We start from the raw sequence: 11,061 nt of genomic DNA on the forward strand, positions 1-11,061 counted from the left end.
CGGGGCGTCGTCGTGCACCGGTCAGCCGGCCGGTACCTCGGACGTTCCGTCGGCGAGGAGCGCCGCCCGGTGCAGGCCGTCGTGGCCGCGCCGGGCCTTGGCGGACAGGTAGGTGACGTTCGCGGGGGACACGTGCACACCGGTCGGGACCTGCTCCGCCACGGTGAGCCCGAGCCGGGTCAGCTGGGCCGCCTTGTCCGGGTTGTTGCTCAGCAGGGACAGCGCGGGCACGCCCAGGGCGTGCAGCATCTGGGCGGCGGCCGTGTAGTCCCGCTCGTCGGGTTGGTGACCGAGCGCGATGTTCGCCTCGTACGTGTCCAGACCGGTGTCCTGCAGCGCGTAGGCGTCGAGCTTGTCGTAGAGGCCGATGCCCCGCCCCTCCTGGCGGAGGTACAGCAGGTGACCGCCGGCCACCGTGATCCTCTCCACCGCCTCGCGCAGCTGGGGCCCGCAGTCGCAGCGCTGGCTGCCGAAGACGTCGCCGGTCAGGCACTCGCTGTGCAGCCGGACCAGCGGGACGGCGGCCGGCTCGCCGAGCGCGAGGGCCAGGTGCTCGCGACCGTCGACGAGGCCGTGGAAGCTGCTCACCACGGCCGTGGTGGCGTAGCCGTCGGGGAAGCGGAGGGGGACGCGCACCCGGGTGCGCAGCTGCGCCGCGGGCAGCGGCGCCGTCATCGGTCCTCTCCCGTGACGTGCTCGGCGCAGAAGCGGTCGGAGAGGGCGTAACGGAGCAGCGCCACGTCGCCGATCTGCGCGACCCCGGCCAGGGCCGCCCGGTGGTGGTCGCGCCACGGGAAGCAGCCGTCACCGACCAGCCGCGGCGCGCGGGAGTCGCCGACGAACAGGGGCGCCACCACGAGGTGCAGCTCGTCGGCCAGGTCCGCGGTGAGGAACTGGGTGAGCACCGTGCCGCCGCCCTCGACCATCACCCGGTCGACGCCGCGGGCGGAGAGGTCCTCCAGCACGGCCGCCGGGTCGACGTCCGCCGCCGGGCCCGTGTCGACGACGGTCGCGAACCCGCCGAGCCGCTGCCGGACGTCGCCGGCTGCCCCGGTGGGGCAGTAGACGATCTTCTCCGCGTCCCCCGTGGTGAAGAAGGCGGCCGAGGGTGGGAGCTCTCCCCGGCGGGTGAGCGTCACCTTGGCCGGGGACGCGGGCAGCCCGCGCCCCACCCGCTCGGCCCGCCGGGCGGCCGACCGGACCAGGAGCCGGGGGTTGTCGTTCCGGACCGTGGCGGCGCCGACCAGGATCGCGTCGCAGCGGGCTCGCTCCGCGTCGACCCGGTCGAAGTCGGCGTCGTTGGACAGGAGCAGCCTGGCGGCGTCCGTGCCGTCCAGGTACCCGTCGATCGACATGCCGCAGCTGAGCAGGGTGTAGGGCCGGTCAGCCATGCAGTGCACCGTCCTCTCGAGCCTCGTCCTGCACGTGGTCGTCCCCCGGCCGGCGCACCGTGGTGGGGGCGGTGCGCGGCCGTGGCGGGTGCCTCCGGTCGGCGACGAGGACGAGGACGCCGGGCAGCACCGACACCAGGACCAGCACGCCGAAGGCGGTGGCCACGCTCGCGCCGGCGGCGGCGCCCCAGCCGGCGGTCGCGAAGACCCACGCGGCCACGCCCTCCCGTGGTCCCCAGCCACCGACGTTGACCGGGATGGCCGCGGCCAGCAGGACGACGAGCGCCAGCGGGAGCAGCTGCGGGGGAGGGCCGTGCACGCCGGCGGCGTGGGCGGCGAGCAGGAAGGTGCCGAGGTAGCCGAGCACCGCGAGGACGGACGCGACGAGCACCGGCGGCCACGTGGAGGGCTGCAGCAGCGCCGTCCGGGCCTCGACCCGCACCGCGCGGGCCAAGCGGGCCAGGCGTACCGGGCCGCGCAGCGCCAGACCCCGCCCGGTGGCCAGCAGGACCCCCGCGGCCACGGCGCCGACGCCGGCTACCGCGAGGGCCGGCCCCCGCAGCGGCGAGGGGAACGTCGTCAGCACCGCCAGCGCCATCGCCACCTGGACGACCTGGCCCGCGACCCGTTCCCAGACCACGGCGCGCAGCGCGCGGCCCAGGTCGCCGACGTCGGCCCCGTGCCGCACGCCGCGGTAGACGTCCCCGACCACGCCGCCGGGGAGCAGGCTGTTGAGCAGCTGCCCCCGGTAGTAGGCGGCGACCGCCGCGCGCATCGGCAGCCCGACCCCGAGCGCCGCGGCCACGGCGCGCCAGCGCCAGGCCGAGCAGACCGTCGTGCCGGCGCCGATGGCGGCCGCCGCGAGCAGCGCCCCCGGACCCAGCCCGCGGATGCCGTCCAGGAACGGGTCCGCCCCCAGCCGCCAGACCAGGACGGCGAGGACCAGGACGCCGCCGAGGACGCGTGCCCTCGCCCACGCGCGTCCGCTCACCCCTCGGCCTCCGTCCGTCTCACCGGTCGACACGGATCGCCGGCGCATCCGGTTCAGCGCCCACCGCGGCCAGCACCTCGCGGACGCGCGTCCCCGTGGCCGGCCAGCGCTCCAGGGTCTCGCGCCGGAGCAGGGCGGCGTCCCGGAGGCGGTCGCGGAGCGCGCGGTCGGTGAGCCAGCGGGCGAGGGCGGCGCCGAGGGCCGCCGGGTGCGCCGGGGGTACGAGGAGACCGGGTGGCCCCGCGGCCGTGCGCCCGACCGACTCCGGGAGGCCGCCGACCCGGGTCGCGAGCACGGGCAGCCCGGCGGCCAGCGCCTCGGTGACCGCCATGCCGTAGGTCTCGGCCCGGGAGGGGACGACGAGCAGGTCGGCCTCCTGGTACGCGCGGCGCAGCGCCTCCCCGGTGCGGACGCCGGTCATCCGGACGCGGTCGCCGATCCCGGTGGCCGCGGCCCGGCGCACCAGCGCGGCGGCGAAGCGCGGGTCCCGGTCCCGGGAGCCGACCAGCGTGCAGCGCCAGGGGAGACCGGCGAGGTCCCCGAGGGCGGCGAGCAGCAGGTCCTGGCCCTTGACCGGCGCCAGCGTCCCGACGCACAGCAGCCGTCCGCCGCCGGCCGACCGGGGGCTCACGGGGGCCGGTCCGGTCCCGGGGCGGGCGACGTGCAGGCCGGCGGCGGCGAGGTGGTAGCGGTCGAGCAGGCGGCGCCGCGTCCAGTGGCTGGTGGTGATCACGGCCCGGGCGGCGGCGAGCACCGCCGCCTCGTCGTCGGCCCCGACGGCGTCGCCGCCGAAGACCATGTGCACCAGCACCACGAGCCGGAGGCGGCGGGAGCAGGGTACGAGCACGGTCCGGGCGGCGCAGGCGACCAGCCCGTCGGCGAGGACCAGGGCGCCGTCCGGCAGCGCGTCCAGCGCGCGCGCCAGGGCGGCCAGCGCCGGCGGGTCCGGTCGCGGCCACGACCCCCCGGCGGCGATCTCGGTGACCTGCCACCCGGCCCTGCGCAGGTCGTCGCAGACCTCGCGGTCGTAGCGGTTGCCGCCGCTGACCCGGGCGGGGTCGTCGATGCCCGCCGGCACGACGACGTGGACCCGGTTCACGCTGCGATGCGCACGCCCCTGTCCGCTCACAGCGGCCGTTCGTAGGTCGCCCACGCGACGTGCGACTCGTGCAGGGTGACGGCCAGGTCCGCCAGCGCCTGACCGCCGGACCCGAGCGCGCCCTGGTGGATCCGGTCCGCCAGCCGGTCGGCGATCACGCGGGCCAGCGCCTCGGTCGTGGTGTTCGTGCCGGCCAGCGCGGGGTCGTCGTCCAGGTTCCGGTAGGTCAGCTCGCCGAGCACCTCGTGCAGCAGCCCGGCGGCCGCGCCGATGTCCACGACCACGCCGTCGGCGTCGAGCTCCGCCCGGCGCAGGGTGGCGTCGACGACGTACGTGGCGCCGTGCAGCCGCTGGGCCGGTCCGAACACCTCGCCGGTGAAGCTGTGGGCGATCATCATGTGGTCGCGGACCGTCACACCGAACACGGGCTCACTCCTCGTCGTAGGCGATCGTGTGGCAGAGGGCCGGCAGCCGTCCGGCGGCGAGCTGCGCCATCACCTCGGGCAGGTCGTCGAACCGCGACTGCCCGGTGAGCAGCGCGTCGAAGGCGTCGTCCCGCAGCAGGTCGAGGGCCAGCGCGAGCCGGTCCCGGGTCGTCCGCGGGCCGCGTCGCACCGCCGCCACGACCCCGACCTGGCTGGCGCGCAGCTGCAGCCGCCGGGAGTGGAACGCGCCGCCGAGCGACAGCGCCACCTCCCGGTCTCCGTACCAGCTCAGCTCCAGGACGGTGCCCTCGGCCCGGAGCAGGTCGATCGACAGCTGGAGCCCCGCGGCGGTCGCGCTCGCGTGCACCACGAGGTCGCGCCCGCCCGAGGCGCCGGCCGGCGCGGCGAAGCGGACCCCGAGCCGTCCGGCCACCGGTGCGCGGGCGTCGTCGACGTCGACCAGTTCGACGTCGGTGGCCGGGAATCGCGCCAGCAGCCGCGCGACGCAGCAGCCGATCATGCCGGCGCCCACGACGGTGACCCGGTCACCGAGCAGCGGTGGCGCGTCCCAGAGGGCGTTGAGCGCGGTCTCGACCGTGCCGGCCAGCACGGCCCGCCGGGGCGGGACGCCGTCGGGCACCGGGACGACGGCGTCGGCGGGGACCACGTAGACCGTCTGGTGCGGGTGCAGGCAGAAGACGGTGCGCCCGAGAAGCGGGGCGGGGCCGTGCTCCACGACGCCCACGCTCAGGTACCCGTACTGCAGCGGCCCGGGGAAGTCCCCGACCTGGAACGGCGCCCGCATGGCCTCGCGCTGGTGCTCGGGCACCTCCCCCCGGAAGACGAGGGTCTCCGTGCCCCGGCTGATCCCGGAGTGGAGCGCCCGGACGACGACCTCGTCCGGTCCCGGCTCGCGCAGCCGGGCGGCCCGGATCTCCCCGGCGCCCGGCCCGCGCAGCCAGAAGGCCCGCGCCGTCGGGGCGCTCACCGCACCGGCCCTTCGGCGCGGACGCCCGGGGCCGCGCCGAAGGCATCCAGGAAGCGGTCGCGGAAGGCGTCCATGGGCCACACGGGCGCGGTCGGGCCGGGTAGCAGCCCGGTCTGCCAGTCCCAGGCGGAGATGCCCTCCAGCACGGCCGGGTCCGAGGTCACCAGGGAGACGAGCACCTCGCGGCCGGCGTCGGGGGCGCTGATCGCCGTCGGGGGCTGGTGGTCGCCGACCACGACGAGGACGAGGTCGGGGTCGTCCAGGCGGGCCACCCAGGAGATCAGCGCCTCGAGGGAGTACTGGATCGACTGGGCGTAGAGCCGGCGGACGGTCTCGGGATCGCGCCAGGCCTCCTCCGGCGACAGGCCCTGCGCGACCATGCCCTCGAAGACGACCGAGCCGTCGCCGAGCTCGTCCCACGGCACCATCGCGGGCAGGGGCGTCCACGGCTGGTGGGAGGAGACGAGGTCGATCTGCGCCATCACCGGGGCGTGCCCCGGCCGCAGCTCGAGCCGCTCGAAGGCGGCCAGGGTGTACTGGTCGGGCACCCGGGCCCAGCTGAAGGCCGGACCCCGGTACCCCAGGCCGTTCCGGTCGTAGACGCGGTCGTAGCCGTAGAACGACGTGCCCTCGGGCCACGGCCCGTCGTGGGCGGGGTTGACACCGACGGTCCGCCAGCCGGCGGCGCCGAAGGCGCTGCTGAGCGTGCGCCGGTCGCTGGCCATGAGCCGGTCGTAGCGCGGCTGGCCGTCGATCCACAGCCCGGACTGCAGGGTCGCGTGGGCGAGCCAGCTGTAGCCGCCGTACGTCGGCGAGTCGAGGAAGGCGCTGCGCGCCTCGAACCCGGCGCGCTCCAGCCGGGTCGTGCCGGTGCGCAGCACGGACGTGACACCGGGAGCGACCACCGGGTCCTCGACGGCGACCCGGCCGTAGCTCTCGACGAAGGCGATGACGACGTCCTTCCCGCGCAGCGCGGCGAGCAGCCCCGGCCCGCTCGCCGCACCCGTGCGCGGGTCGGCGGAGCGGACCTCCGTGTCGAAGCGTTCCTGGTCCGCGAGCGCCCGCCCGACGTCCCTCCCGTGCGCGAGGGCCAGCCCGGCGGCGCTGGTCGAGGCCACGGGGCCGGCGGGGGTGAGCTGCAGCGACAGCGCGGCGCAGACCGCCCACACCAGGCCGAGGGCCGCGAGTCCCCGGGCCGATCGGCCCCGGTGCCGGGCGGCGCCGCCGGTGAGCCGGATCGTCGACGCGACGACGAGGGCGATCGCCAGGACGAGGGCGAGCGCGGCCAGGCCGAGGACGACCAGGGTCGCCGCCTCACCGACCGAGTCCTGCACCACCTCGACGGCCGGGACGAACGCGCCGTGGTCGAGCACCGGGTTGAACGGCCGGCCGATCTGGGCGGTGAAGCCGGTGTCGAGCAGCTTGACGACCGCGAGCACGGCGAGGGCGACGCCCGCGGCCGTTGCCACGACCCGCCGGGGACGCGGCGGCAGCACGAGCCCGAGGGCCACCAGGGCGAGCCCCTCCAGCGGGATGCGGGCGAAGGAGCCCGGGGTGAGCTGGTCCAGTCGAGGGGGTGCGACGAGGACCGCCCACACGACCCCGGCCGCGACGACGGCGGTGGTGGACCGCAGCGCCCGGCGGGTGCGCGGTCCGGCGCCGGTGCGGTACAGCCAGACGACGCTGCGGCCGAACGACTCGGCCAGGAGCAGCAGCACCACCCCGACCGCCACCGTGCCGACCGGGTGGGGCAGCACGCCGGAGACCGCGACGGTGAGGACGACGCCCGAAGCAGCGGCGACGACCTTGCCCCAGTACCGGGGCGGCAGCGGCGCGGCCAGCCACGGGAGGACCCACCCCGCTCCCAGGAAGACGTACCGGGCGGCGCCGATCGCCAGCACCCACGCGCCGTGGTCCCGGGCGACCGCGATGCTCAGGACGAGGATGAGGAAGGCGTCGACCTCGCCGTCCAGCCGGGCCCCGAACGGCGTGGCGGTGCCGGTGCGGCGGGCGACCCGGCCGTCCACGTTGTCGAGCACAAGCGCGACGGAGGAGAGGACGACGACCGCGGTGACCGGCAGCGGCCGGTCGGCGGAGCCCGCGACGAGCGCGGCGACCCCGGCGGTCAGCACCGCCCGCCCCAGCGTCACCCGGTCCGGCGGGAGGACGGGATCCCCGCGGCGGGCCCGGCCGACGACCAGCAGCGCGGTCGCGGCCCAGCCGGAGACCAGCCCGACCGACCAGCCCGCGGCGTCGAGCCCGACGGCCAGCGACAGGACCCCGAGCAGGGCAGCGGTGCCGAGCGCGCCGAGGGCCGTCTCGAGCCGGGCAACGCGCATCGCACCTCCGTCCCGGATCCGTGGCGGCCTCTGCGAGGGACCACGGATGCGGGCGCGCGCCGGTTCAGCCGGGGACGGCCGGCCGGGCGGGGGACCGCCCGGCGAGGTCGAGCTGGTGCGCCAGGTAGACGAGCTCGCCCCCGGCGAGCTGGGCCCGGCGGGTCGCCAGCCAGTCCGCGAGGCCGGCAGGTGCGGTGGGGCCGGTCAGGGCCTCCTCCACCGTCTGCAGGATGGCCTCGAGGAACCAGGCCTCGTCTCCCGGGTACGAGCCGTCCGGGCCCGGGTGCACGACCCAGTCGGAGGCGCCCACCGAGCAGGCCGGGGCGCCGGCGTCCCGGAGCTGGTGGAAGAGGTGCCGGCCGGTGCGGCTGTCGCCGGCCGGGCGGCCGAAGCGGACGCGCTGGTCCATGGTGCGGTGGTACGCCGTCAGGACGTCGTCGTCAGCCGGGTGGTCGGGCTGGAAGACCGTCTCGCCGTCGAAGTTCACGGTGAACCAGTAGGCGCCGCCCGGCACCACCAGCCGGAGGAGCCCGGGCAGGACGGCGGGCACGTCGACCAGGTCGAGGACGGCGTTGGCGATCAGCAGGTCGGCCGGCTCCCCGCCGCCGGAGGCCAGGTGGTCGCCGATCTCCGCCTCCACCAGGCGCACCCGCAGCTCGCCGAGCCGCACCCCGTCGGGCAGCAGCTCGGTGCCGACGCCCCGGTCGGCCGCCCAGGCGCAGAGCCAGCCGCGGGAGTCCCGCAGCAGCTGTGGGTCGACGTCCAGGAGGACGTACTCGCCCGAGCTGAGCACCTGCCGCTCGAGCAGCCGCGCCACCATCGTCCCGAGCCCGGCGCCGATCTCCACGACCCGGCAGGCGCCCGGCGGCACCAGGCGCCGGAGGTCGGCCAGCACCCGGGAGTTGAGGGCGCGGTCGTCCACGGTCTTCTTGGCCGCCAGGTAGCGGGTGTAGGGGTAGGTCACCGCTTCTCCGCCACCAGCGCGAACTTGCGCACCCGCCCGGACCCGAGCCAGTCGGCCCACGCCCGGTGGGCGCGGAGCAGGTCGGCCAGGGCGGCGCTGTCGAGGGCCGCCGAGATCCCGGCCGCATCCGCCTCGTACGACCGCAGCAGCGCCGTCGCCGTCTCGGCGTGGGCCGCCGTCCACTCCTCCTGCCAGGTGACGGCCAGGCCGGCCGCCCGCAGCAGGCCGGTCAGCTCGGCGAGGCCGATCGGCCAGACGGTGTCGGCCTGCGGCATCCGGGCCCGCTCGACCGGGGTGAGCGGCGGGCCCTCCTCGACGGTGCAGGCGAAACGGCCTCCCGCCGGCAGGACGCCGGCGACCGCCTCGACGAGGGGCGCCTTGTCGCGGAAGGCCAGCATCGTCTCCAGGAGCAGGACGACGTCGAAGCGGTCGTCGGGCAGCGGGGGGACGTGCGCCTGCTCGAACCGGCACGGCAACCCGCCGGCCAGGCCGCGGGCGATCCCCACGGCGCCCGCGGAGCTGTCCACGCCCAGGTAGCGGCACCCGGACTCCGCGGTGATCATCCGCCCCGGCCCGGCGACCCCGCAGCAGAGGTCGAGCACCGAGACGCCGGGGCCGATGCCTGCCCGGCGGGCCAGGGCACGGATCTCGCCGGCCCGCATGAAGCTCTCCTGGCCCACGAACTCCCCGCGGGCGTGCGCGACCTCGCCGGCCCGCCACAGCGCGGTCCGGGACGGAGCCGGCTCGTCCGGCCGCACGGGGCGCTCACCCACCCCGCGGGTCGGAGGAGGGTGCGCGGCCGCGGGTCGGCGGCGGGCACGGTGGGGCGGTCCGTGGTCTGCTCTGCACCTGGCCTCCGCTCCGGTCTACCGGGGGGCACGGGGCGGCGGCGGGGACGGTTCACCCGCTCGGGGCGCAGGCTGAACCGGGGGCCCCGGACGCACGTTCACGAGGACGTGACGACGATGCGGACGACGCCCCGGGGCACCCGCGGCGCCGGCCTGCCCGGGGGCCCCGGGCTCCGGGGCCCCGGCCGGGTCCGGCAGCCGCGAGCCGGAGTATCGACAGCGACGGCGGTGAGCCGGATGCTCCTCGGGGTGAGCCGATCCAGGGTGCCGGAGACGGCCGACGAGGCGCTGCTGCGCCGGCTCTGGGACGAGCACGCCGGCCCGCTGCTGGGTTTCGTCATCCGGCTCAACGGCGGTGACCGCGGTGCCGCGGAGGACGTGGTGCAGGAGACCCTGCTGCAGGCCTGGCGCCACCCGGAGGTGATGGACCCGGCGCGCGGGCCGCTGCGCCCGTGGCTGTTCACCGTCGCCCGTCGGCTGGTCGTCGACCGCCACCGGGCGCGCCTGGCCCGCCCCGCCGAGGTCGACGACACCGCCCTCCCGCACCTGGCCGCGGACGACGGCGTGGACGCCGCCCTGGACCGCTGGCTGGTCGCCGACGCGCTGTCGGCGCTGACCCCGGCCCACCGCGAGGTGCTGCTCCACACCTACTACGCCGGGCGTACCGTCGCCGAGGCGGCCGTCGTCCTCGGCGTGCCACCCGGAACGGTGAAGTCGCGGGTCTTCTACGCCCTCAGGGCGCTGAAGCTCGTCCTCGAGGAGCGGGGTGTCACGACGTGAGCTGCCCGCGGGAGGTCGACGTCGGCGCCTACCTCCTCGACGCCCTGGAGCCGGACGAGCGGATGGGCATGGCGGCCCACCTGCGCGGCTGCCCCGTGTGCAGCGGGGCGCTCGGCGAGCTGGGCGGCCTGCCGCCGCTGCTGGCCGCGGTCCGGCCCGGGGACGTGCACGCGGAGGCCCCGGTCCCGAGCGAGGTCTCCTTCCAGCGGTTGCGCCGCTCGGCGGTGCCCCTGCGCCCGGCCCGCCTGCGCCACCGCAGGCTCCTCGCCGGGGCGGTCGCGGCGGTGGTGGTGGTCGGCGGGGGCATCGGCGCCGGTGTGGTCCTGACCTCCGGGCCGGCCGAGCCGGCGACGATGCAGGGCAGCGCGGGCGAGCTGCACGCCTGGGCGACGGTCGCCGCCGAGGGGAACGGGTCGAGCATCTCGCTGACCACGGAGGGCCTCCCGCGCGGGACGACCTGCTGGCTGGTGGCGGTGGGCCGGGACGGCGAGCGGCACCGCACCCGGAGCTGGACCACCGGACGGGAGGGCGAGCTCTCCTGGACCGGCACGATCGCGCTCGCACCCGAGCAGCTGGCCCGGCTCGAGCTCGTGGGTGGCGACGGGCGCACGCTGGTCACCCTGCCCGGCTGACCGGCGCGGTCCGCCGGCCGGTCAGCCGATCTGCAGAGCGGTGCAGCGCCACCGGCCGTCCATGCCCTCCAGGCGCGCGGCGACGGCGTGCGCGCGCCCGCCGCGGTGGGCGACGGCGCTGATCTCCGCCACGCCGTCCACCGGCTCGCAGACGCGCACCGGACCGACCACCACCGGCGCGCTGCCCCCGGCGCACCACCGCGGCCGGCGCCCGGCCGCGAGCGCGGCGTAGACGCCCGTCGAGGTCAGCGGCTGCAGCTGGGCCAGCGGGCGGCGGCCGGCGAACGCCTCGAGCGCGGTGGTGACCAGCCGCCGCGCCGCCGCGCCCGCGGGCGGCAGGCCGGCCCGGCCGGTCAGCACCGGCCCGAACTCGTCGTGCGCGAGGGCAGGGGAGGCGGCCCCCGGCCGCGGCCCCGGGGGGAGCTGCGGCAGGGGGAGCGCCCGGTCGGGGTGCACCAGGCGCAGCGCGGGCCGCAGCCCGCCCGGCGGCCGCGGGGTGGGGACGACGGTCAGCTGCAGGGGCGCGAGGGTGGTGCGGGACGGTGCGGTCATCGATGACTCCCGGGTTCGGCGGTGGGGGACGGGCGGGTCACGGCAGGGCCGG

Annotated in this window: 12 protein-coding genes; 2 read left to right on the forward strand and 10 right to left on the reverse strand. The window is 77.4% G+C overall.

The annotated features are described in order from the left end of the window. Positions 1–21: 21 nt before the first annotated feature. From ribA to E9565_RS09960, 9 genes are all read right to left on the reverse strand, one after another. Positions 22–675, reverse strand: coding sequence for a GTP cyclohydrolase II (gene ribA / locus E9565_RS09920; protein WP_236825844.1), 654 nt, complete (start codon positions 673–675; stop codon positions 22–24). After that, positions 672–1,391 (reverse strand): RibD family protein, encoded by a 720-nt coding sequence (locus E9565_RS09925; RefSeq protein WP_236834856.1) that lies wholly within the window; start codon positions 1,389–1,391, stop codon positions 672–674. The genes ribA and E9565_RS09925 overlap by 4 nt, the downstream gene beginning before the upstream one ends. After that, positions 1,384–2,382 (reverse strand): lysylphosphatidylglycerol synthase transmembrane domain-containing protein, encoded by a 999-nt coding sequence (locus E9565_RS09930; protein WP_236825842.1) that lies wholly within the window; start codon positions 2,380–2,382, stop codon positions 1,384–1,386. The genes E9565_RS09925 and E9565_RS09930 overlap by 8 nt, the downstream gene beginning before the upstream one ends. Before the next feature lie 19 nt (positions 2,383–2,401). Beyond that, positions 2,402–3,481, reverse strand: coding sequence for a glycosyltransferase family 4 protein (locus E9565_RS09935; RefSeq protein WP_236825841.1), 1,080 nt, complete (start codon positions 3,479–3,481; stop codon positions 2,402–2,404). A gap of 26 nt (positions 3,482–3,507) precedes the next feature. Beyond that, the gene (locus E9565_RS09940) at positions 3,508–3,906 is read right to left on the reverse strand and encodes a 6-carboxytetrahydropterin synthase (protein WP_236825840.1); all 399 of its coding nucleotides are present in this window, start codon (positions 3,904–3,906) and stop codon (positions 3,508–3,510) included. 4 nt (positions 3,907–3,910) lie between these two features. Next, on the reverse strand, positions 3,911–4,894 hold the full coding sequence (locus tag E9565_RS09945) for a zinc-binding alcohol dehydrogenase (RefSeq protein WP_236834858.1): 984 nt from the start codon (positions 4,892–4,894) through the stop codon (positions 3,911–3,913). Beyond that, a complete protein-coding gene (locus tag E9565_RS09950; protein ID WP_236834860.1) occupies positions 4,891–7,233 on the reverse strand; it encodes a CDP-alcohol phosphatidyltransferase family protein in 2,343 nt (780 codons plus the stop codon). The genes E9565_RS09945 and E9565_RS09950 overlap by 4 nt, the downstream gene beginning before the upstream one ends. 64 nt (positions 7,234–7,297) lie before the next feature. Then, positions 7,298–8,197: a class I SAM-dependent methyltransferase gene (locus E9565_RS09955; protein ID WP_236834861.1), complete on the reverse strand. Its 900-nt coding sequence runs from the start codon at positions 8,195–8,197 to the stop codon at positions 7,298–7,300. Next, complete coding sequence (locus E9565_RS09960) at positions 8,194–8,970, reverse strand: class I SAM-dependent methyltransferase (RefSeq protein ID WP_236834863.1); 777 nt, start codon at positions 8,968–8,970, stop codon at positions 8,194–8,196. Before E9565_RS09960 ends, E9565_RS09955 begins: the two co-directional genes overlap by 4 nt. A gap of 324 nt (positions 8,971–9,294) precedes the next feature. Here E9565_RS09960 and E9565_RS09965 point away from each other — a divergent pair, with 324 nt between their 5' ends. Together E9565_RS09965 and E9565_RS09970 are read left to right on the forward strand one after the other, a co-directional pair. Further along, entirely contained in the window at positions 9,295–9,825 is a 531-nt protein-coding gene (locus E9565_RS09965; protein WP_236825835.1) for a sigma-70 family RNA polymerase sigma factor, read from the forward strand. Further along, a complete protein-coding gene (locus E9565_RS09970) occupies positions 9,822–10,457 on the forward strand; it encodes a zf-HC2 domain-containing protein (protein ID WP_236834865.1) in 636 nt (211 codons plus the stop codon). Before E9565_RS09965 ends, E9565_RS09970 begins: the two co-directional genes overlap by 4 nt. A 21-nt stretch (positions 10,458–10,478) precedes the next feature. Here the strand turns inward: E9565_RS09970 and E9565_RS09975 are convergent, their stop codons facing one another. Further along, a complete protein-coding gene (locus tag E9565_RS09975) occupies positions 10,479–11,009 on the reverse strand; it encodes an Rv3235 family protein (RefSeq protein ID WP_236834866.1) in 531 nt (176 codons plus the stop codon). Positions 11,010–11,061: the final 52 nt, after the last annotated feature.

Origin of the sequence: Blastococcus sp. KM273129 (assembly GCF_021698995.1) — a bacterium.
Taxonomy (GTDB): domain Bacteria; phylum Actinomycetota; class Actinomycetes; order Mycobacteriales; family Geodermatophilaceae; genus Blastococcus.

What these genes read in the sequence shown, in the direction of transcription:
- ribA (WP_236825844.1), bottom strand. Translation starts at nt 675, where the DNA reads ATGACGGCGCCGCTGCCCGCGGCGCAGCTGCGCACCCGGGTGCGCGTC.
- E9565_RS09925 (WP_236834856.1), bottom strand. Translation starts at nt 1,391, where the DNA reads ATGGCTGACCGGCCCTACACCCTGCTCAGCTGCGGCATGTCGATCGAC.
- E9565_RS09950 (WP_236834860.1), bottom strand. Translation starts at nt 7,233, where the DNA reads ATGCGCGTTGCCCGGCTCGAGACGGCCCTCGGCGCGCTCGGCACCGCT.
- E9565_RS09975 (WP_236834866.1), bottom strand. Translation starts at nt 11,009, where the DNA reads ATGACCGCACCGTCCCGCACCACCCTCGCGCCCCTGCAGCTGACCGTC.